Here is a 21,600-nt window from a genome sequence, read left to right as displayed (position 1 = left end):
TTTTTGTATTTTAGTGGCTAACCATATTTAATGCGCTGTCACCAATACCGACAAGTTTATCGTTTTTGAATACAAGTGGCGTACACTCATCTTTAGTCATTTTACCATCAGAATGAATGCTATGAGTTGCATAAAATAAAACTTGATACACATCATCCCCTTTTTTTAGTAACTCGGTAAAATTAGGGGTTTTAAGTGTTGTTAATACCGACTGGTAGCTGCTATCCATTTTTAATTCAGAAATCGCTTCGCGATTATTTTTGTGCTTAGTTTGCCAGCTAGTTGAGTCATTACCTGCCCAGTGCGTTTCTGCTTCACCATCAGATACGGCGATAACACAACCCGTTAAAAATGGAGTAATAAGTGCCGCTGCTAGTAGAGATTTATTCATTTTTGTATGTACCTTAATCATTTTTACTTAATTATTAATGATAGTAACGCAAAGTATACGCCAAGTTTAAATTTTATTTATAATCAATTGCTTACGTTGTGTGGGTTATTTTGTTAATTTTAAAAAATAAAAAAATTGGTAAAAACAGCCACTTTTTAGTTTATTTAACCCAAGCAATGATTAAGGTATTTACTATTCAGAGCTCAGGTTACTTGGCTAAGGTGAGTATTAAACTAAGCGGCTACGAGGCTCCCCTTGTTTGAATGCTTTAATATTTAAAGTTACCTCTTTAACTAATCGCACAATTGATTCGGTGCTTGCCCACGCAATATGCGGCGTTAGCAATAGGTTACTCCCTTTATAATTTGCCAGTGGATTTGAAAGCTCAGCAGGCTCTTTTGTTAATACATCAACGCCTGCGCCAGCAATTATATTTTGCTCTAGTGCACTGGTTAAATCCGCCTCATTAATAATACCGCCTCGTGCTGTGTTAATTATGATGCAGCTTGGTTTCATTACTTTAAATTCGTTTAAGGTAATTAGATTGCGCGTTTCTTCTGTTAACGGGCAGTGCACACTAATTATGTCTGCGGTTTTTATGGCTTCGTCAAAAGGCGTTCTGCCATCGCGGCATGGTGCGCCTTTGCGCTCAGACATAACTACATTTGCACCAAAAGCCTCGGCTACATTTGCAACAGCCTGTCCTAGTGTACCACCGCCTATGATTGTTAGTGTTTTGCCTTGTAAATCATTAAAACTGTAGTCAAGACGGCAAAACATTTCACTTTTCTGCCAAGCACCTTGCTGACAATCAGCTTGATATCGGTGTGTATTACCTAGCAGGTTTGTGATTAAAGAGAAGGTATGTTGAACAACCGAAGGTGTTGAATAACCTGCAACGTTTGTAACTGCAATGCCGTGATCTTTTGCAGCCTCTAGATCAACATTATTAGTTCCCGTAGCACTCACGCATATTAGTTTTAGATTTTTTAGTTGGCTAATTGTTTCGCGGTTTAACACGACCTTATTGGTAATTAAAATATCAGCCCCTTGGCTATGCTCAACAACTTGCTCTGGGCTAGTAAGTTCGTAGGTTTTAAGGCTCCCTAGTTGCTCTAAACAGGCAAGTGATGTATTTGCTAATGTGGCGTTATCGAGAACAGTAATTTTCATGATGTGTCCTAATTAAATAAAATAATTTTAATACTTGACCTTGGTGCGTGCTCTAAGGTTTATAGTTGGCATCAGTTGAGAATATACTCATTGGAGAAACAAATGAAAATAGGTGAGTTTGCAAATCAGTTAGGTGTCTCAACAGATACACTAAGATACTATGAAAAACACAATTTGTTAACGCCATCAAGTCGAACCGAGGCAGGTTATCGCGATTATGATAAGGCAGCTCTCAAACAAATGGAGTTTATTTTGCGTGCTAAAAATGTTGGTTTTAGCTTGTTAGAGATCAGAGAGTTACTGCAAATTAAATTTAAAAAACACCAGCATTCGTGCCATGAAGTGAAAGATTTAACGATACAAAAACGCGATCTAGTTGCAGAGCGTATTGCTGAGCTAACACGTTTTCATCAATCGCTATCGATACTGGCAGATAAGTGCTGTGGTGGACAAGAACCCGCTTATAACTGTTCAATATTAACAACCTTGGAGGACATCGATGGACTTACTTAATAATTTTTGGCAGTTATTTTTACTATCTGCCCCTTGGTTAATGCTTGGTTTACTGATTGCAGGGTTATTGAATGTATATTTACCGGCAAATTTTTTAAATAAACATTTAGGTAAAGAAGGCTTTTTGACCACAGTGAAAGCGGCTTTAATTGGTGCGCCAATGCCCTTGTGTTCATGTGGTGTTATCCCTGCTGCAATAGGCTTGAGACGCGCCGGTGCTTCAAAAAGTGCCACTACTGCGTTTTTAGTGTCGACGCCTGAAACGGGGGTTGATTCTGTTTCAGTATCGTATGTGTTATTAGGTCCGTTTATGTCTATTATTCGTCCCATAGCTGCTATCTGCAGTGCTATTGTTGCAGGTGTGTTAGTTGGGCGAGATACCGATAGGCTGCAGACTAAGCCTGCGGCAGGTGCTCAAACAAAAACCAGTTGTTGTGCGTCTAAAACGGTGGAGCCTAAAGTTCAAACCAGTTGTTGTGATAAACCAAACAAGGCATTACAAAGTCAATGGCAGAAAGTACAACAAGCGATAAGTTTTAGCTGCAATAAACTTCTGGCGGATACCATGGTCTGGTTAATGATTGGTTTGTTCTTTGCCGCGTTGGTACAGACCTATGTTCCAGAGTCATTTTTAACACAGTGGGGCAGTGGCATTGTTGCCATGCTTGTGGTGATTTTGATCAGTATACCCATGTATATTTGTGCCACTGCTTCTACGCCTATTGCTGCAGGCTTGTTATTGAGTGGAGTATCGCCTGGAGCGGTGTTAGTGTTTATGCTCGCAGGGCCGGCAACAAATATTGCTACGTTAGGTGTTGTAGCTAATGAGCTTGGCAAGCGTGCTGTATTCGCTTATTTGACAGGGGTTATTGGGGTTGCATTGATTTTTGGGTTTTTAACGGATTATTTAGTAACTGAGTTTGGGTTTGTTGTTTCCCCGCAACTAGGTGAAGAGCATCAGGTGCTGCCATATTGGCTAAGCTTTATTTGTGGTGTAATTTTAATCGCACTTATTCTGCGTTTAGTTGTCATAGCATTACAAGCAAAGCGAAAGGTAACTGGTAAGAGCATTACTTAATTATTTGTTATATATGTACTTTTAAGATTGTTTATTAGTTTTTATAAAAATGCAATAGCCTGACTTAGTTCGCATTTGAGTTTGCCTGAGTTATACTCAAACCAATAAAACAAACGGTACGTATTTTACGTGCCGTTTTTTAACTTTATAGATGCAGTAATGAGTGAATTAGAAGACAAGTACGCAGACATAAGACCTTACAACGACAATGAGGTTAACGCATCATTAGCGCGTTTAATGAGTGATGATGCATTTATAGATGTCATTGCTAAGTATAATCTACCGCGCTTTCTATCAGCAGTGCCGTTTATTGCCCGCCCATTGGTAAGAAGCCAACTACGCAAAAAGTGGGGAAAAGTAACGAGCGTTGAAGATGTTCAAAATGAAGTTGCTAAGTATTTAGATAAACTTATAAAACGCACCACGTCTAAAGTCACCTTTTCAGGTTTAGATAAATTAGATCCTAATCAAGCTTATTTATTTGTTTCTAACCACCGCGATATAGTGCTTGATCCTGCGCTTGTTAACTGGGGGTTATACCAACATAAAATGAAAACGGTACGAATAGCTATTGGCGATAATTTACTGCAAATACCCTACATAACAGAACTGATGCGTTTAAATAAAAGCTTTATTGTTAAGCGCTCAGCTAAAGCCCCTAAAGAAATGCTAAAAGCCCTTACGCAATTGTCGTCGTATATTTATGACTCACTAATGGGCGGGCACTCCATTTGGATTGCACAAAAAGAAGGGCGCGCTAAAGATGGCTTTGATCAAACTGATCCTGCATTACTAAAAATGTTGCAACTTAATGGCCGTAAGCAAAAGAAAGAGTTTGGTGAATACATTAAAGAGTTAAAAGTTGTGCCTGTGTCTATTTCTTATCAATATGAGCCATGTGCTATAGCAAAAGCTAAAGAGCTTTATCATAAGCAACAACATGGTGAATATGTTAAGTCGGTGGGTGAAGATATTTTAAGCATTGTTGAGGGCTTTAGTACGGCAAAGGGCCATGTTCATTTAGCTTTTGGGCAGCCTATTGAGTCACAATGCGATAGCGCTGAGGAACTTGCTAACACTATTGACCAGCAAATAATAGATTCATTTTACTTACATCCAGGCAATTATATTGCTGGTGGTTGTAAAGAGTCGGTAATTAACTCTCCAGATACGGCAACATTTGAACAACGTATTGCGCAGGTACCTGAAGAGCTTAAGCCACTTGTATTGGCTATGTATGCAAAACCATTTCATCGTAAAGCACAAATAAATGTTAAAAGCCCTGAATCGCTTTAGCATTAAGTAAATAAAGTAAAAAGTAGCAATAGTATTGCTACTTTTTTTTTGTTTAAAAATAACGCTATACTGCAAGTATGACCTTAACTAAGCGGTGTATGCTATGCAACAAATTGAAATATTTGATATTCCAAGTCCTTGTAAAAGTATTTGCTTAGTTAACAATAGAGGGTATTGCAAAGGGTGTTACCGTAGTCGTGACGAGCGATTTTTATGGAACTCTTTAACCAATGCACAAAAGAAAAAAGTTTTGAGCCTATGCCAGCAACGCTACAAGCGATATCTACTTAAAAAACAGCAAGCTGAAAGTGCAACTAACACGGCAAAACAGCACGGATTCGATTTTTAATCATACATATTGTATTTAGCTTTAAGCGCATAAGCCGTGCCATTGTTATGAAGTTTATTGAGTGCCGCTTCTAAGCCTTCAATTAGGTGCGCATTTTGTTTGTTTAAGTAATGATAAACAGGTGTTACACGTAGTGTCTCTTTTTGGTAGCAAACATCAGGATGCTGGATTGGTAGACTGTCAGATGCAAAATCGAGTAGCAATATACCTTTTACTTTTTCTTGAGTAAGCAGGTTTAGTTGCGTACTTATATTTTTTACTTCAATTACATTACCCTCAAATTGCGTATTTTTTATGTACTGTGCTTGTATGGGGCAATCAGCTAAAATAGCGACGTTATCGAGCCGGTTTAATATGCTTTGCTGGCAGTTTTTATACAGTATTAATTTAAACTTGAACAATGGGTAGTTAACAGGCAGCAAATTAGGAAAATCTACCTCTATACTGTTGTCTCGACCCAGCTGTCCGTCTAGTGTGCCATTATTAGCAGCGCGAAGAGCATTTTGGGGATTAAAATCGATAAGGTGTATTTCGTATCCTATGTCCTTGTAGGCGAGTGTAAGAAGCTCAAGAACATAATTTGCTTGCGGTACGTTATCAGGGCGGTTAAATGTGAGCGTGTTTTGATTGCTAAAACATGCCGTGCTCAACATAAAACACGTTAATAGAAACAATACACTAAAGCGACTTTGCATTATCATTTCCAATTACTGCTGAGATAAATTAATAAGAGGCGTATAATAGCAAGGTGCTTGCTTTTTGCCCAGCACTGCAAGCTATGTATTACACCCTAAGCCATATAAAGAATGAGGAAATCCTGTGAGTTTTAACCTATGTTTATTACCACGTGAAGATAAGTACCAAATCCAGCTCGACTATGAAGCCTCATTTTGGGCATACCAAATTAAGCGTAATAAAAAAACACGCGAGCAAGTTTATAATACAATCCATAGCCGTCCAGTAGCAGAGCAAACGGTATTAAAACAAAAGTTTGAGCAATATTTGGCACTAATGCTTAGTTAAAATGTATACCACCCAATTATTAGATAAAGTAAAAACACCCTTAGTAAATAAATTTTACAAACTACATGGGGCTAGCGGGCGCGCTAATAAGCAAGATCAAGTCTGGGTTATATACTTAGATGAGCAAATAGTGGCTGCATGTAGGGTGCAACATAAATCCAATTTTTTGTTTTTATCCACGGTTTATGTTGCTAAAGAACATCGCTCAAAAGGGCTAGCAAAGCAATTAATAACTGATCTTTTGAAGCATCAACACATGCATGTTTATACCTTTGCATTTAAAAACATAGTCGATTTATACCTCAGTATTGGTTTTAACCAAGTGTTAACATATACTGCTGATCTACACGTACTTTTTGATATGTATAAGCACCGCAATATTGTCGCACTAGAGTACCCATAAAAATAAAAAACCATATGGAATGACCATGAGTAAGGGCGTTAATTGGATTTTAAGTTGCTGCTTAGTTTTAATAACTATAGTGAGTTGCCAGGCAGGTGCACAAGTTAAGCGTTTATCACCCAGTGAAGGCCTATCACAAAGTTACGTTAATACCATACTTATCGATAACAACGGGTATTTGTGGCTTTCTACCGAAGGGGGGTTAAACCGTTACGATGGGTATCAAGTAACCCCGATTAATGGCCCAAATGGAGAGCTAGAAGAAGCAATTATTGACAGAATATACCAAGACGTAGACGGTTATATTTGGATTGCCTCATTACTCGAGGGCCTTTTTAGATATGATCCAGCCACAGATACTTACAAGCAATTTTTAAGTCCTCCAAGCAACGAAGAGCAAATTTTTAATCAATCAGTATTTACCATGCTAGCGGCTGATTCTAAAACACTGTGGATTGGACGAGGTCGAGATTTTGCGAAGCTCGATATTCAAAGCGGTGTGATTGAATCTGTTTTTGAGCTGCCTAAAGAATACAAAAATACATTAGTAAGAAGCTTGTTTCATTATAACGGTTACATTTTTATAGCGACCTCTCACGGTGCTTACGTTCATGATATTGCTAATGATCTAACTCGTCCATTACAGCATTTAAAAGGTGAGGCGGCGCATGTTTACCAAAATAATGTTAAGTCGTTTGAGCTGGGTGAAAATAACCAGTTATTAGTCGGTGCGGTTAAAGGTATGTATCAGGTTGATATTAGTGATTTACCAAGCATGTTTGAACGTCCCGATATTGCATTCAAAAATAAAGTATTACTTGCCGACCTAAATGTGTGGAAAATAGAGTACAACCAAGGTGAAATCGATCTTGCGACAGACAAAGGGTTATTCAAATTTGATTTAAATAGTGGTGAGTTAATAAAAAATACACGAATCACTCAAAGTAAATATACCTTAGCCGATACCAGCATTATTGATATGGCCAAAGATAAGTCTGGTGGCGTATGGGTGGCCACAAAAAGTGATGGTGCCTTTTATCTATCAAAAGATACGTATCACTTTAACAATGTTGATGGCAGTGTGCTGGGTGGCGCAGGTTTATCTCACCATTCAATATGGGGAATAACCGAATTTAACGAAAAGCTCTGGCTTGCAACCAATAATGGCTTAACTGAAGTTGATTTAAAAACCAATACTAGCAAAGTATATTTAAAAGATTATAAAGCTGACGCTTACACACGCGAGTTTAGTGTTTGGCAAATTATGCCCTATAAAAATATGCTTTGGCTTAATACAAATCGAGGCTTGTATATTTTTGATCCAAATACGTACCAAGTCACTGAACCTAAAACAAAAAATTCGGCAAATCAAGATCATATCTCAGGGTGGGTACACGGTGTTGCTTTAATGCCAAATGGCGACTTATATTTTATGCATCGTGACCATGGCGCGTTTGTTTATAATATAGACACCAAAATTGTGACACGATTGGGCGGTGAGTTGGCACAATTTAACCCTTTTTTAGCGCATGGTTTTTTACCCGCTTTACCAAATAAACCTGACTGGCCACTCTTTTTTAATGCCGGTATTTTATATCAATTAAACCCTAACAACCTAGCGTTAGAAATGATTTATAAAGTACCCAAACAACATGAAAACGTTGCAATTAGTGTGCTTTCATACGTAATTGATAATAACAACGTGTTGTGGATCTCTCTTTCTAATTTTGGCTTAATTGGTATTGATTCATCAACGTATGAACACCTTCATACTATTGATCTTGATAAGAATAAATTAGGTACATTACTTTACAGTATGGTGCTTGACGACGACGGTATGATTTGGATGAGTAGCCATAAAGGAATTTGGCGTTTAAATCCAGAAACGCTCCACTTTCAGCAGTTTAGTACAGCCGAGGGGCTTTTATCGGCTGAATTTAATAGCTCAGCAATGGCGCAGCTTAACGATGGCCGCATTGTATATGGGGGGTTAAAAGGAATAACGTATTTTCATCCAATGGAAAACCAAAGTTATAAGCCGCTTATAGAGCATGTAAATATAACGCGGGTAAATTTAATGTCCCGAGAGTTATCTCGCGATTTAAGGCAACCTCTGAATGAAGTCGTTTTAAACCACGATGACATTGGTCTTGAAGTGGCTTTTTCTGCAATGGCTTTTAGTAATCAAGAACGTATTATTTATGAGTACCAGCTTGATAACGGGCAAAAAACCTACGCAAGAAATAACAACCGAGTACTATTTCCTAAGTTAAACCCTGGTAGTTATACATTAAAAGTTTGGGCTAAAGACCCCTTAACGGGAATTTTTACCAAGCCAGCTACATTAGAAATAAAGGTTAAATACCCACTTTGGCGTGCGCCTTATTTTATGGTGTTATACGGCGCTTTATTTTTATTTTTTATTGCCATGTGGGTCAGGCGACGTAATAAAATTCAACGTATCTTATTGGCTGCGCATAAAGAAAGTAAAGACAGTGAGTCCCGTTTAAAGCTTGCCCTTGAAGGCAGTGAGTCTGGCGTATGGGATTGGCAGTCAAGTAATCCAAGTATTTATCAGCCTCGTTTAAGTAATGAGCTGGGTTATAAACACGATACTGTAAGCCTTGATGAATACTTGGCTAAAATACATCCGCAAGAGAAACAACTATTTCGTTTAGAGTGGTTAGAGTTTTTGTCGACCGATAAAGGCTACTTTAACTGCACATACCGTGTACGCCATGCCAAAGGCTATTGGCGTTGGTATAAAGACTTTGGCAAAGTGGTTGAGTGGGATGAAAAAACGCCTCAAAAAGTAGCGGGTACATACACTAACATGACCCGTGAAATGGTATTTGAAGAGCACGCACGCTTATTTACTGCTGCATTTGAACAAACTCGTGATTGGGTTTTTATTCTCGATAAAAACTTTAATGTTCGTGCCTCTAATAAATCACTTCAAACCGCTTTTAACTTTGCTGCAGAGCCCATTTCAAGTAGGGCGTTAAACTTAGGTATGTCGCCTAAAAGCCGTGTTGATTACTTACGTATTATGAAAAAGCTCGCAGAAGGGGAGCATTTTTCTTGTGAAGATATGGTACGCCTTCACAATGGAGAGTCTCGCCATGTGCTAGTTAAAATAAGTGCGGTTGCTGATACAGAACAACGCTTAAGCAGCTACGTGATTATTTTAACAGATATACATGCACAAAAACTGGCAGAAAGTGAACTGCACCAACTCGCTAACTTTGATGTGTTAACCGGCTTACCGAATCGTACGTTGTTTAATGATAGGGTTGAGCATGCCCTTGAGCAAGCCCAAAAGCACTTATGCAAAGCTGCGCTTTTACATATTAATATTAAGCGCTTTAAATATTTTAATGATTCATTAGGCCACGAAGTCGCCGATGAACTTATTAAAAAAGTTGCAGAGCGATTAAAATGCTCACTACGTTCATCAGACAGTATTGCACGATTTGGTGGTGATGAATTCGTGGTCCTGGTTGAAGATATTCACCAAATAGAAGAAGTATTACTTATTTGTACCAAACTTATGGATTGCGTGAATCAAAATATAAGTATTAACGACCAAGTAGTGAATATTAATTTAAGCATTGGTGTTGCGATTTCTCCTGATGATGCAACACAAAGTGGTGCCTTACTGAAGGCGGCAAACATTGCGCTCTATCATGCCAAAGGTGCGCTTGAAAGTAATTATCAATTTTACAAACAAGAAATGAATCAGCATGTTCAAAAAGCCCTTCATTTAGAATCACAGTTAACAAAAGCCTATCAAGAGCATGAGTTTTGTAATTACTACCAACCTATTATAAATGCTCACACACATCAAACTGAAGGCTTTGAAGTATTACTTCGCTGGCCTGAAAATAAACGAATCCAAACACAGGAGTTTTCGTTGGCGGCTGAAGGTGTTGGTTTAATAACTAAAATAATGCTACAAACCTTTGGCAGAGCATTAAATGAGCTTAACGAATGGCGAAAAGCATCTCCTGATTTGTATTTATCGATTAACTTATCGGCATTAGATTTTGAATTTATAGAGCTTGTGCCAGAGATTAAAAAAGCGCTTATTAATGCTAACGTGCCATCAGAGGCTATTGTATTTGAAATAACAGAATCTATTTTAATGCGTGACTCAAACCTTGCACTGCAAAGTATGAAAAAGTTAAAAGAGTTAGGCTGTAAACTCTATATGGACGACTTTGGTACCGGCTATGCATCGCTGACTTATTTAAAGCGTTTTCCTATAGATGTGCTTAAGATTGATCGAAGTTTTGTTCAAGACATCGGCATTGACTCTGATGATGAGGCAATTATTGAATCAACACTCACATTGGCACATAGTTTAGGCAAAGAGTGTGTGGCTGAGGGCGTTGAAAGCCAGCAGCAGCTTCTGTTTTTAACCGCGTTAGGGTGCAAGCATTTTCAGGGCTATTTGTTTAGTAAGCCTGTTCCAAGTGAAGATGTGCCAGCGCTTATAATACGTGACTGGCAAGATATTTTTAGTAGTAACCTACACGCAGATCATAGATAAGCGGTCATAAATATCAAAAATGGTGTTATTAGCCCTTTTAGCACAGTGCAAGTTAAGTTGTTAAAGCAATATTATAGCGCCTTACTGGTTTTAGGCGCTCTGAACATAACGTAAGTTATTGGGCTGAGTTTATTTTGTGTTGAGCACCATATTAATGCTGCCTTCTTCAAAGTCGCGGCTTACTTTAAAGCCCAACTTGCGGGCAAGTTCAATCATACCTGTGTTTTCTGGCAGTGTTATACCTTCAATCCATTCAACGCCTTGGCGTTTACAATGGTTAATTGCAGCATTCATTAAAATTCGACCTAGCCCTAAGCCCTGGCAATCAGAACGAACCACAATAGCAAACTCAGCATGCACGTTGTCGGGATCCATAATCACACGCGACACCCCTAAGGTACGTGTTTTTCCCTCTAAGCGTTGGCAAACAATAAACGCCATTTCTCGGTCGTAATCAATTTGAGTCATTTTAGCGAGTTGATCGTGGTTAAATTGAGGTAACTCGCCAAAAAAGCGTTTGTAACGATCTTCTTTATTGAGTGATTGATCAAATGCCTTGTGGGCTTGTTCATCTTCAGGTTTTATTGGCCTAAGCGTTGCTTGAGTATTATTTTTTAGCGTTACTATTTCTACAAGATCTATAGGGTAGGGGCGAATACATAACCGTTTACGGTTACTTTTTGACTGGTATCGATTTAGCGTTATGGTGGCATCAAGTACTAAAAATTGCCCGTTACTTGCAAGTATTGGGTTAAGTTCCATTGCGCTAATATCGGGTTGATCCACAACGAGCTGTGAAATACGCGTGAGCAACGCACATAAACGATATTTGTCGACCTTTTCAGGTAAAATGCGATCTTTTAATACGCCTTTATCATGTGCGGCAGCAATTAAATATTTAGCCAAGTTCATATTAAGGGGAGGGAGAGCTACTGCCGCTTGAGCGTACTCAAGTCCTGTACCTGCCTCACCAAGTAAAATAACGGGGCCAAAATTAGGCTCTGTTTTAATTGCAATCCGCAGCTCGTTTGCACCTGCACGCGGTGCCATTTTTTGGAGTGAAAACCCATCAATAGTGGCATCTGGATAAGTGTTTTTAATACGAATAAGCATCGCAAATGCGGTTTGCTCAACTTCATTGGCATCGTTTAGATTTAAAACCACGCCGCCGACTTCAGACTTAGAAGCAATACTTGGGCTTATAAGCTTAAGCGCAACGGGAAAACCAAGCTCTATTGCTTGTTCTTTTGCCTCAGTGGGTGTGTACGCCACTTTAGTTTCAATACATTCAACACCATAGTGGCTTAGTACTTGGCTTGCATTGTGAGTGGGTAGATAGGTTTGTTCCTCATCTAAAAATTCAGTTATTAACGTTGTGGCAGCAGCTTTGTTTATTTTTTCATCGTCGGTGTTCGACTCTGGCGTTTGCGTTAAATGTTTTTGGTTTCGACGATACGATACCAAGTGCATAAACGCACCGACAGCGCCTTCAGGTGTTCGATAAGTAGGAATTGCATTATTAGCGCATATTTTTCTGGCTGCAAATGAAGCATCTTCACCCATAAAGTTGGTAAACACATAAGGGCGAGCCATTTTGGGCAACGTTTGCAGCGCTTGAACAATTACATTGGCATAGTCTTCACTTGGAGCCAGTGCCGATGGGGTATGTATTATCAATAAGTTTTTTACTTCTTTTGCATGCAATAATATTTCTAATGCTTGTTTGTAACGCGCTGGTGCCGAGTCACCAAAAATATCAATCGGGTTGGAGGTTGCTTCCGAGCGGGGAATAACGTGATTAAGCGCACTGCGTGTTTCAGTACTAAGCGCCGCTAATTTCCCAGATCGTTGAATTAGCTCATCAACCGCCATAACACCCGGACCTCCACCATTTGTTAAAATAGTGAGCTGTTCAACTTGCAATAATTTTGGGTGCATGGCGAGCGTTTGTGTTGCAGCAAATAGCTCTCGTAGGTCGTTAACGCGCAGCATACCTGCACGTTGAAATAATGCATCGTATACGGCATCAGAGCTTTGTTTTCCACCGGAATGGATCTCTGCCGCAAGAGCGCCAGCATTTGTCTTTCCTGTTTTTATGGCAATAACTGGTTTACTAAATGCAGCCGCTCTTGCTGCCGAAATAAAGCCACGAATGTCTTCAATATTATCAATATAAAGCAAAATGGCTTTAGTTTTTGAATCACGCCCTAAAAAGTCAAGTAGCTCATCAAAATCAATATCTAAACACCCCCCCACAGAAACAAAGTACGAAAAGCCAATATCTTTATTTTTAGCCCAATCTAATATGGTTGAGCATACCGCTGCAGATTGCGACACAAAGGCAATTTTACCCGTGCTTGCCACTGTATGAGAAAAGCTGGCATTTAACCCAATATGGGGAATTAATAGCCCTAAGCTATTAGGGCCTAATAAAGTAACGTTGTGTTTATGGGCGCATGCTTTTAGCGCACTTTTTTGATCGTTCGTTAAGCCATCGGCAATGATAATAGCGCTTTTACAGCCCAGCTCGCCTAGTTGGCTAATAATGTCGAACAGGGTATTTTTATTGGTACAAATTACGGCAAGGTCAGGCACCTTAGGCAGATCATTAATACACGGGTATGCAAGTACGCCATGAACAGCGCTATAGCTTGGCGTTACAGGCATAATTGGTCCTTTAAAACCGCCTTGTAATAAATTACGCATAACGACAAAACCGGCACGAGAGGCGTTATTTGACGCACCTATCACGGCCACTGAGCTTGGGTTAAAAAACTGACTAATTCGCTTTAGGCTCATTGCGTTTCCTTAGCTTTTAAATTTTGCGTTATACATTGTCTCAATGTACCCTGTTTAACAGGTTATTTCGAGTTTATAGATACGTATTATTGATATCAATCAAGGAGTGTACTGTGATTAAAACACCTGGTTTTCACACTGTGCTGGCGGCTACTTTTTTAAGCCTAGGCTTAATTAGCTTAGGGTTTATTTTAAAAAGTGCAGCACTAAATGTAAAAGAAATGGAGCGTACAGTACAAGTTAAAGGATTAGCAGAGCAAGAGGTGATTGCCGATACTGTTATATGGCCTTTGCAATTTAGCGATGCAGATAACGACCTTGAAAAGTTGGTAAATAGGGTTGAGAAAAAAAACGCTGCCGTGATCGCATTTTTAAAACTGCATGGTTTTGATGACGCCGAAATATCACTTGGTAGCCAATCTATTGTTGATAAGCAGGCGCGCGAGTACGGCAATGAAAATCAGCAATTTAGGTACATTGTTCGTTCAAATATGACCGTTTATTCTAGCGCTGTAGACAAGGTGCAAAATGCGCTGAGCAAAGTAAGCCAATTAGCTAAACAAAATATTGCCATAGTACAAGATAGTTACGAAACACGTGTTGAGTATATTTTTACAGGGCTAAACGATGTGAAACCGGCCATGGTGCAACAAGCAACTGAAAAAGCCCGCGAAGTGGCTAACAAGTTTGCTAGGGATTCCAATTCAAAACTAGGAAAAATAAAAACAGCTCGCCAAGGGCAGTTTAGTATTACTAATCGCGATTCAAATACACCACAAATAAAAAACGTAAGAGTAGTAACCACTGTTGAATACTACTTAAACGACTAGGATCTATTTATTATTCTAGGTTAAATTTATAGCAGTGTGTTTAGTATTTATGTAACTCATTAGGTTACAAATTTCGTACCTTGGTAAAATAGTTACTCGATTGGCCAACGCTTAATCTATCAAGGTTTTCACGACCTAAACCGCTTTAACTAAATGTGCAACTTGCGCGGTTGAACGTTGCAGGTAAGCAGCACTAAGTAAAATACTGGTTTCGTTTAGGCTCATACCTTTTAATATATTTGCCAAGTGCTGTTTAGCTGTTGGGTTTTGTTTTTGTTCTATTTCCATCAGGGCTAACAGTGCTGAAAATTCATGCTTAACCGGCGTGCTTGGTTTATTTGCGTACGCAATGTAACACGCAACAGGTGTTAGGCCACGAGCATTGGGTTGAGCAAGCGCTTTTACTAAGTCATCGTTAGACTCAAATAACATTAATGAGCGCACATAATTAAACGCCAGCTTTTGTGCATTAGCGTGTTTAAATACAGTGTGTAACACATTATTGCCTTGGGTATCTTGTGCCAAGAAGCCCTTATTTTCTCTAAGCGCTGGAGTAAAAAACGTCAAGGCATCTGTGGTTGTTAACTGATTGATAAAAGGTGCAGGTGGGGTATTGCTTGTTAAAATACGTGTTGCTACATTTTGCATAAAATCGTACTTAATACTCATGCGCAAAGCGCTTTCGTATAGATGATTAAGCTGTAATGTTTGTTGTGCTTGGTTTAACTGCTTAAAGTCATTATCAAGTTCATTTAATTGATGCTTTGAAATACGTGCGTTAAGTAACTGTATGCATAACTCCATAATTTTTGCGCCTCTTAAATACCTTTTTGTTTAGCTTAACCTATTATTGCCAATTGGTACAAAATACAAAAAAGGTCGCATAAGCGACCTTTTAGTTAGCTTTATAAATTGGGATTAAGCTTTTTTGCTTGCTACCCATTCATTTACAAAGTTTTCTAGTACGTTTAGTGGCACAGGGCCATTTTTTAGCACTACATCGTGGAACTGACGAATATCAAACTTGTCGCCAAGTTGCTTTTTAGCGTCTTCACGTAGTTCTAAAATTTTCAACATACCTACTTTGTAAGCCGTTGCTTGCGAAGGCATTACAATGTGACGTTCAACCATTTTAACGCCGTCAGAAGTGGCATTAGGGGTGTTATTCACGTAGTAATCAATCCCTTCTTGGCGAGTCCACTTCATTGCGTGAATACCAGTATCAACCACTAAACGGCACGCGCGCCATAATTCCATAGAAAGACGACCAAAGTCTGAGTATGGGTCTGAGTACATACCCATTTCTTTAGGTACAAGCTCAGAGTATAAACCCCAACCTTCAATGTAGGCTGTGTAGCCGCCAAATTTACGGAACTTAGGCACACCTTCTAGTTCTTGCGAAATAGCTATTTGCATGTGGTGACCCGGAATACCTTCATGGTAAGCCAGTGCTTCCATTTGGTACGTTGGCATCGCTTCCATGTCATAAAGGTTTGCGTAGTAAATACCCGGGCGTGAACCATCTGGCGCAGGCTGTTGGTAAAATGCTTTACCCGCCGCTTTTTCACGGAAAGCTTCAACTGCTTTTACTTTAAGGTCGGCTTTTGGCTTCACAATAAATAGCTCATCAAGACGCACTTTCATTGTGTCGATCATAGCTGTTGCTTCGTCAAGGTAGCGTTGTTTACCCTCTGCTGTATTTGGGTAGTAAAATTGCTTATCAGTTTTCATAAACTGCATAAACGCTTTTAAATCGCCTTTAAAGCCTACTTTATCTTTAATTTCACGCATTTCGTCATGTATACGGCTTACTTCTGATAGCCCAATAGCATGAATTTCTTTTGCAGTTAAATCAGTGGTAGTTGTGCGTTTAAGTGCATTATTGTAAAAGGTATTACCTTCAGGTAATTTCCAAGCACCATCACGATCGTCAGCACGCTTTTCAAGTTGTGCTAGGTAGTTAATAAGCTTTGAGTAAGCTGGCTTAACTGCTGATTTTAACGCGTCAGTTGCCTCATTGATAAGTGCATCTTTTTCGTCTTGGCTGATTTCAAGTGCCGTTACTTTGCGTTTAAAGTCTGCTAAAAGTGTTGAATCGTCACCTTTTTCAAATGGTGCACCTTGAATAATGTTTTTGCTTGAATCAATAACATGTGGAAACACAAACTTAGGCGCAATAATGCCTTTGTTTGCTCGTGTTTCTAAATCAGTTACTAATTGGTCAAATACCGTAGGCACCCCATTTAAACGCGAAATGTAGTCTTTTGCTTCTTTAACATTACTAATTGAATGTTGGTTTATTAAAAATGCAGGCACCATAGAGTGTGTACCAAACATTTGGTTTACAGGGTAGTTGTGGTAACGCCATTTAAAGTCAGCAATTGAGCTTTCTAAGTCTTGTTTTTTTAAGTCGTAGCTTACTTTAGTTGCATCGTCTAGCAGGTCGCGGTTAATCGCGTTTAGGGCAACTAAGTCGGCTTTAGTTTCAGCGAGGTCTTTGAGTTTTTGCTCTTCGCTGCCGTCATCCCATTTATCGTAATCTTTTTTAATACCCATGTAAGTTTGGTAAACCGGGCTGCTCATCACATCACGGTTAAAGGTATCTTCAAAAAACGCATTGGCTTTGTCAATTTCGCTTTGTACAGGTTGCGCTTGTACAATTGGAGTGGTTACAGATTGTTGTGGTGCTTGTTGGCAACCAGCAAGGAGTGCAACACTCACAGCTGCTGCAATAAAGGTAAGTTTACGCATTGTTTTCCCTTTTGTTGTTAGAAACCCATTAGGGTATTTTAATTTTTCATGTATTCGCTTTACATGACGTATAACGCCCAATGCATTATACGAACAATTCTAGCAGGTCATTCAAAAAGCGATGCCCTTTAAGGCTCACTTGCCAGTGACCGTCTTTTTCTATTAATAAACCGGTGTTTATGGCTTTATTTAAGGCTGCTTGTTGGCTTTGCAATGGCTGATTAGTCAGCGCACTGTAGTCTTCAATCGGGCATGGTTCGACAAGGCGAAAGCGATTCATAAAAAACTCAAAGGCCAAATCGTCTTGCTCAACGTGCCAACTTTTGTACAAATAAGGTTTTACCATATCCATGTAGCCACGGGGATGTTTGACCTTTTCAGTTCGGGTGATTATGCCAGTTTTTGCATTGGTGACCTTACCATGAGCACCACAGCCAATCCCCAGATAATCGCCAAACCGCCAATAATTTAAGTTATGTTGGCATTGATAGCCCGGTTTTGCATACCCTGAAATTTCGTATTGTATATAACCGGCTTTTGCAAGTAGTGCTTGGCCTTGCTCTTGAATATCCCACAGAGTTTCATCTTGAGGCAGTGTTGGCGGTTTAGATGCAAACTGAGTATTGGGCTCTATGGTAAGTTGGTACCACGAAATATGTGGCGGATCGAGGGCAATAATTTGCTTTAAATCACTTAATGCATCGTCTAGGGTTTGCCCTGGTAAGCCATGCATTAAATCAAGATTAAAGCTATTTAAACCAGCTTCTTTGGCTTGCTCTGCTGCATAGGTTGCTTCGTTAGCACCATGAATACGGCCAAGCGCTTTTAACTTGTCGCTTTGCAGGCTTTGTATGCCAATTGAAATGCGGTTTATACCTGCTTTCACATACTCTTTAAATCGGCCCGTTTCTACTGTGCCTGGGTTTGCTTCGAGGGTTATTTCACAATTATCGGCAAGGCCTATAAGGTTATCGACTTCGCTTAGTAGGCGTGTGTAAGCATCACCGGTCAATAAACTGGGCGTACCGCCACCAATAAATATACTGTGAATTTTACGCCCTTGTACCAAGTGTAAATCGGCTTTTAAATCGTCTATTAAATGCTGAACATATTCGGCTTCTGGTATGTCGCCTTTTTGCCCGTGGCTATTAAAGTCGCAATAAGGGCATTTTTGCACGCACCAAGGTACGTGCACATATAAACTTAGAGGAGGAAGAGTCACAGGCCGCCTTTTAGTTGTAGCTCATTTAGCAAAGCCTGCAATGCTTGACCGCGATGGCTCACAGCATTTTTTTGCTCTTTTGTAAGCTCGGCGCTGGTACAGTTTTGCTCTTCAACAAAAAATATCGGGTCGTAACCAAACCCGCCTTCGCCATGTTGGGTTTGTGTAATTTCGCCTTCCCAGCTTGCGCTGCAAATAAGCGGGGTAGGGTCATCGGCGTGGCGCATTAATACTAATACACACCAAAAACGCGCTTTACGATTTGGGTTATTACCTAAATCATTAAGTAGTTTATCTATGTTGTCTTGATCGCTTGCGCTCTCACCAGCAAAGCGAGCAGAGTAAACCCCCGGTGCACCATTTAAACCATCAACCTCTAAGCCGGAATCATCAGCTATGGCTGGCATACCCGTAATTTTAGCTGCATGGCGGGCTTTAATAATAGCATTTTCAACAAAGGTAGTACCGGTTTCGGCTACTTCACTGACGTTAAAATCACTTTGTGGAACTACATTAATATTAAGTGGGCTTAACATGTTGGCCAGCTCACTTACTTTGCCAGGGTTACCCGTGGCAAGGACTAAAGTTTTGTTCATAATATTATTTATCTACGTAAAATTTTTGCTGAAATTGCAGTGTTTGAAATTGATTACTTTGCTGTATTTCAATTTCAAAGCGCAGTATTTCTTCGTTTGTAAAATCGACTTGGGCAAGGTAATAAATCGACTCCCCTTCAATTACTTCTTTAAAGTTAAGCGTTTGTTTGTTGCCAAGTAGGTTTCTGGCTGTGCCAGATAACTCGGCCTTTTGAGCTGTATTGCCTGTATTGTTTTTTAACACAGAAATATTAACAATCCCTTTATAGCCACTGCGCTCAAGCCCGTAAGCCTTGGCAATTTGTGGCTGAATAAAGGTTGATGGAAAAGCAATGTAATGTACTTGCCACGGGCCAAGTTCTTTATATTGTCCGCCCAATGTTTGTTCGCTGTGTGCGTTAAATGCGAATGTTAAACAAGCAATAAAACAAAATTTAATTAACCGATTCATTGTTCACTCCAAAAATATAAAAAAGAGGCCATAAGGCCTCTTTTAATTAAAACAAAGGCTTAAGCTAAAAAGTCCATTAACAGCATTTGCAAAAACTGAATACCAATGATTAATACAAGTACTGATAAATCTAACCCACCCATTGGTGGAATAATTTTACGAAGTGGCTTGAGCATTGGCTCAGTAAGCTGGTGGAAAACCGCTTCAATAGGGTTGTAGCCTTGGCTTACCCAGCTGAGAATTGCGCGGATAATTAATACCCAAAATACTAAGTTTAAGCCTTCTTTTATTACGGTAATTAGAGCTTGAATAAACACGGGTTGCGCAGCCCATGCGCCGTAAATTACCAACATTAAAGTACTAATTTTGGCAATAGCTACAATAAATGCCAGCAATAGTGAGGCTAAATCAAGCCCACCTAACCCAGGTATAATTTTACGTAAAGGGTTGACTGCAAACGACGTTGCTTTAACCACAAACTGGCTCATTGGGTTGTAAAAATCGGCTTTTGCCCACTGTAGCCAAAAACGCAGTAGTACCACCATTAAAAACAAATCAAACAGAGTACTGATCAAAAATTGCATGGCATTCATAGTGTAACCTTTAATAGTAAAGTAGTTTTAAAGTTCTTTTTCCATTTGCATCGCTCGAGCAATACACGCATCCATCGCATCGCCAACGGTTTTAGTTAAGCCTTCGTCTTTTAAATGCTCAACTGCGGCATGTGTAGTCCCGCCTTTAGATGTTACGTTTGCGCGTAGCTGAGAAATGCTAATTTCTGGTTGGCTTAACGCCATTTCGGCAGCGCCAAGTGCTGTTTGTTGTACTAAACGACGAGCATCTTCATCATTAAAGCCAAGCGCTTTTGCTTTTTCCTCAATGGCTTCCATAAATAAGAAAAAGTAAGCTGGTGATGAACCTGTTACTGCAATGATGTCGTTAATTTGCGCTTCTTGTTCGACCCACACCACAATACCTGTGCACTCAAATACTTGTTGAACAAATTCATGTTCTTGTTGCGTTTCGCCAGCGCCAAATAAGCCTGACACGCCACGCCCTAATAAAGACGGTGTATTAGGCATGCAACGTACAATTTTTACGTCTTGCCCTAACATTTCGCGCAAGCGGCTTACTGTTAAACCAGCAGCTACTGAGATAAATAGTTTATTACTGAAATCGATGCCAGACTCTTGAAACGATTTACATAAATCGCCCATCATTTGCGGCTTTACAGACAAAACAATTACATCAGCATCGCGTAGGGCTTCGTTATTGTCACTGGTGGTTTGCACCTTGAAATCGGCTGCTACCTTTGCAAGCTTTTCTTGGTTGCGGTTAGTCGCAATGATGTTGTTTGCGTCAAAGCCGTTTTTTACCATGCCACCAATAATAGCGTAGCTCATGTTACCTGTGCCTATAAATGCGATTTTTTTATCTGACATAAATCTGTTTTTACCTTTTAAGTTCGTGTTCCAAAAATGTCTGTTCCGATCCTCACCATAGTTGAGCCTGCACTAATTGCGGCTTCAACGTCATTACTCATACCCATAGATAGAGTGTCTAACTGTGGATATTGGGCCTTTAGTTTATCAAAGCAAGTTTGTAATTGCTCAAAATATTGAGTTTGTGTCGTTGGATCGTCACTTTTTGCAGGAATAGCCATCAAACCACGTAATCTTAACTGATCACATTGGCTAATAAATTCAGCAAGATTTGCGATGTCATCGGGATGACAGCCCGACTTTGCCTCCTCGGCGCTAATATTTACCTGAATAAGTACATTAAGTGGTGGTTTACTGGTTGGGCGCTGAGCGTTGAGGCGCTTGGCTATTTTGATTCGATCGACGCTTTGTACCCAATCAAAATTTTCTGCCACTAAAGCACTTTTATTTGACTGGATAGGGCCAATGAAATGCCAAATGATATCGCTATATGTGTGCAGTTGAGCTATTTTATCTACAGCTTCTTGAACATAAGACTCACCAAACTGGCGTTGGCCATAATCGTAGGCAGCAACGATATCGTCGCTAGGTTTGGTTTTAGACACCGCCAGCAAGGTTATTTCATCTTTGCTTCTGTGCGTGTTTTTTGCCGCGTTTGAAATTCTTGCGTAGGCGCAAGTGAGTCGTTCTGCTATTGTAACCATATAATTATCAGCCAGTTGTGGAGTCAT

Annotated in this window: 20 protein-coding genes; 8 read left to right on the top strand and 12 right to left on the bottom strand. The window is 39.6% G+C overall.

What is annotated here, in order from left to right:
* Nucleotides 1-10 precede the first annotated feature (10 nt).
* On the bottom strand, nt 11-391 hold the full coding sequence (locus AC27JL_RS11655; RefSeq protein WP_006793212.1) for a DUF3192 domain-containing protein: 381 nt from the start codon (nt 389-391) through the stop codon (nt 11-13).
* Nucleotides 392-619: 228 nt separating this feature from the next.
* Nucleotides 620-1,564 (bottom strand): D-2-hydroxyacid dehydrogenase, encoded by a 945-nt coding sequence (locus AC27JL_RS11650; protein WP_487195675.1) that lies wholly within the window; start codon nt 1,562-1,564, stop codon nt 620-622.
* 102 nt (nt 1,565-1,666) lie between these two features.
* Between AC27JL_RS11650 and zntR the strand changes: the two genes are divergently transcribed.
* From zntR to AC27JL_RS11630, 4 genes are all read left to right on the top strand, one after another.
* Nucleotides 1,667-2,077 (top strand): Zn(2+)-responsive transcriptional regulator, encoded by a 411-nt coding sequence (gene zntR / locus AC27JL_RS11645; RefSeq protein WP_487195674.1) that lies wholly within the window; start codon nt 1,667-1,669, stop codon nt 2,075-2,077.
* Nucleotides 2,064-3,155 (top strand): SO_0444 family Cu/Zn efflux transporter, encoded by a 1,092-nt coding sequence (locus AC27JL_RS11640; RefSeq protein WP_487195673.1) that lies wholly within the window; start codon nt 2,064-2,066, stop codon nt 3,153-3,155. The genes zntR and AC27JL_RS11640 overlap by 14 nt, the downstream gene beginning before the upstream one ends.
* Before the next feature lie 159 nt (nt 3,156-3,314).
* On the top strand, nt 3,315-4,451 hold the full coding sequence (locus AC27JL_RS11635; RefSeq protein ID WP_058433151.1) for a 1-acyl-sn-glycerol-3-phosphate acyltransferase: 1,137 nt from the start codon (nt 3,315-3,317) through the stop codon (nt 4,449-4,451).
* A 103-nt stretch (nt 4,452-4,554) separates the two neighbouring features.
* Nucleotides 4,555-4,800 (top strand): DUF1289 domain-containing protein, encoded by a 246-nt coding sequence (locus AC27JL_RS11630; RefSeq protein ID WP_010556589.1) that lies wholly within the window; start codon nt 4,555-4,557, stop codon nt 4,798-4,800.
* Here the strand turns inward: AC27JL_RS11630 and AC27JL_RS11625 are convergent.
* Nucleotides 4,797-5,495, bottom strand: a complete 699-nt coding sequence (locus AC27JL_RS11625; protein ID WP_487195672.1) for a hypothetical protein — start codon at nt 5,493-5,495, stop codon at nt 4,797-4,799. The genes AC27JL_RS11630 and AC27JL_RS11625 overlap by 4 nt on opposite strands.
* Nucleotides 5,496-5,619: 124 nt before the next feature.
* On the opposite strand from AC27JL_RS11625, the gene AC27JL_RS11620 reads away from it, so the two are divergent.
* From AC27JL_RS11620 to AC27JL_RS11610, 3 genes are read left to right on the top strand one after another with little or no spacing between them, the layout of a single operon-like run.
* Nucleotides 5,620-5,823, top strand: a complete 204-nt coding sequence (locus AC27JL_RS11620) for a DUF3283 family protein (protein WP_006793205.1) — start codon at nt 5,620-5,622, stop codon at nt 5,821-5,823.
* 1 nt (nt 5,824) lies between these two features.
* Nucleotides 5,825-6,226, top strand: a complete 402-nt coding sequence (locus tag AC27JL_RS11615; RefSeq protein WP_008132419.1) for a GNAT family N-acetyltransferase — start codon at nt 5,825-5,827, stop codon at nt 6,224-6,226.
* Between the two features lie 25 nt (nt 6,227-6,251).
* Nucleotides 6,252-10,778, top strand: coding sequence for an EAL domain-containing protein (locus AC27JL_RS11610; protein WP_487195671.1), 4,527 nt, complete (start codon nt 6,252-6,254; stop codon nt 10,776-10,778).
* A 129-nt stretch (nt 10,779-10,907) separates the two neighbouring features.
* Here AC27JL_RS11610 and AC27JL_RS11605 read toward each other — a convergent pair whose 3' ends face one another.
* Nucleotides 10,908-13,577 carry a bifunctional acetate--CoA ligase family protein/GNAT family N-acetyltransferase gene (locus tag AC27JL_RS11605; RefSeq protein WP_487195670.1) on the bottom strand — a complete coding sequence of 890 codons (2,670 nt, stop codon included), beginning with the start codon at nt 13,575-13,577 and terminating at the stop codon, nt 10,908-10,910.
* Nucleotides 13,578-13,690: 113 nt separating this feature from the next.
* On the opposite strand from AC27JL_RS11605, the gene AC27JL_RS11600 reads away from it, so the two are divergent.
* On the top strand, nt 13,691-14,407 hold the full coding sequence (locus AC27JL_RS11600) for an SIMPL domain-containing protein (protein WP_487195669.1): 717 nt from the start codon (nt 13,691-13,693) through the stop codon (nt 14,405-14,407).
* A 135-nt stretch (nt 14,408-14,542) separates the two neighbouring features.
* On the opposite strand, the gene AC27JL_RS11595 is transcribed toward AC27JL_RS11600, so the two are convergent.
* The 8 genes from AC27JL_RS11595 to AC27JL_RS11560 all read right to left on the bottom strand — a co-directional run bounded on the left by AC27JL_RS11595 (nt 14,543) and on the right by AC27JL_RS11560 (nt 21,600).
* Nucleotides 14,543-15,211, bottom strand: coding sequence for a hypothetical protein (locus tag AC27JL_RS11595; RefSeq protein ID WP_487195668.1), 669 nt, complete (start codon nt 15,209-15,211; stop codon nt 14,543-14,545).
* A 114-nt stretch (nt 15,212-15,325) separates the two neighbouring features.
* Entirely contained in the window at nt 15,326-17,158 is a 1,833-nt protein-coding gene (locus AC27JL_RS11590) for a DUF885 domain-containing protein (RefSeq protein ID WP_058433145.1), read from the bottom strand.
* An 85-nt stretch (nt 17,159-17,243) separates the two neighbouring features.
* On the bottom strand, nt 17,244-18,380 hold the full coding sequence (hemW, locus tag AC27JL_RS11585) for a radical SAM family heme chaperone HemW (RefSeq protein WP_276753871.1): 1,137 nt from the start codon (nt 18,378-18,380) through the stop codon (nt 17,244-17,246).
* Nucleotides 18,377-18,976 carry an XTP/dITP diphosphatase gene (locus tag AC27JL_RS11580; RefSeq protein ID WP_487195667.1) on the bottom strand — a complete coding sequence of 200 codons (600 nt, stop codon included), beginning with the start codon at nt 18,974-18,976 and terminating at the stop codon, nt 18,377-18,379. The genes hemW and AC27JL_RS11580 overlap by 4 nt, the downstream gene beginning before the upstream one ends.
* A 4-nt stretch (nt 18,977-18,980) precedes the next feature.
* Entirely contained in the window at nt 18,981-19,427 is a 447-nt protein-coding gene (locus AC27JL_RS11575; RefSeq protein WP_058433147.1) for a DUF4426 domain-containing protein, read from the bottom strand.
* 59 nt (nt 19,428-19,486) lie between these two features.
* Nucleotides 19,487-20,020 (bottom strand): YggT family protein, encoded by a 534-nt coding sequence (locus AC27JL_RS11570; protein ID WP_006793194.1) that lies wholly within the window; start codon nt 20,018-20,020, stop codon nt 19,487-19,489.
* 27 nt (nt 20,021-20,047) lie between these two features.
* Complete coding sequence (gene proC / locus AC27JL_RS11565) at nt 20,048-20,869, bottom strand: pyrroline-5-carboxylate reductase (protein WP_006793193.1); 822 nt, start codon at nt 20,867-20,869, stop codon at nt 20,048-20,050.
* 17 nt (nt 20,870-20,886) lie between these two features.
* Nucleotides 20,887-21,600: a YggS family pyridoxal phosphate-dependent enzyme gene (locus AC27JL_RS11560; protein ID WP_487195666.1), complete on the bottom strand. Its 714-nt coding sequence runs from the start codon at nt 21,598-21,600 to the stop codon at nt 20,887-20,889.

Source organism: Pseudoalteromonas sp. 4NS20-0020, from assembly GCF_057554385.1.
Note: the sequence above shows the minus strand (reverse complement) of the source record. Positions and strands in the feature narration are given on the sequence as shown.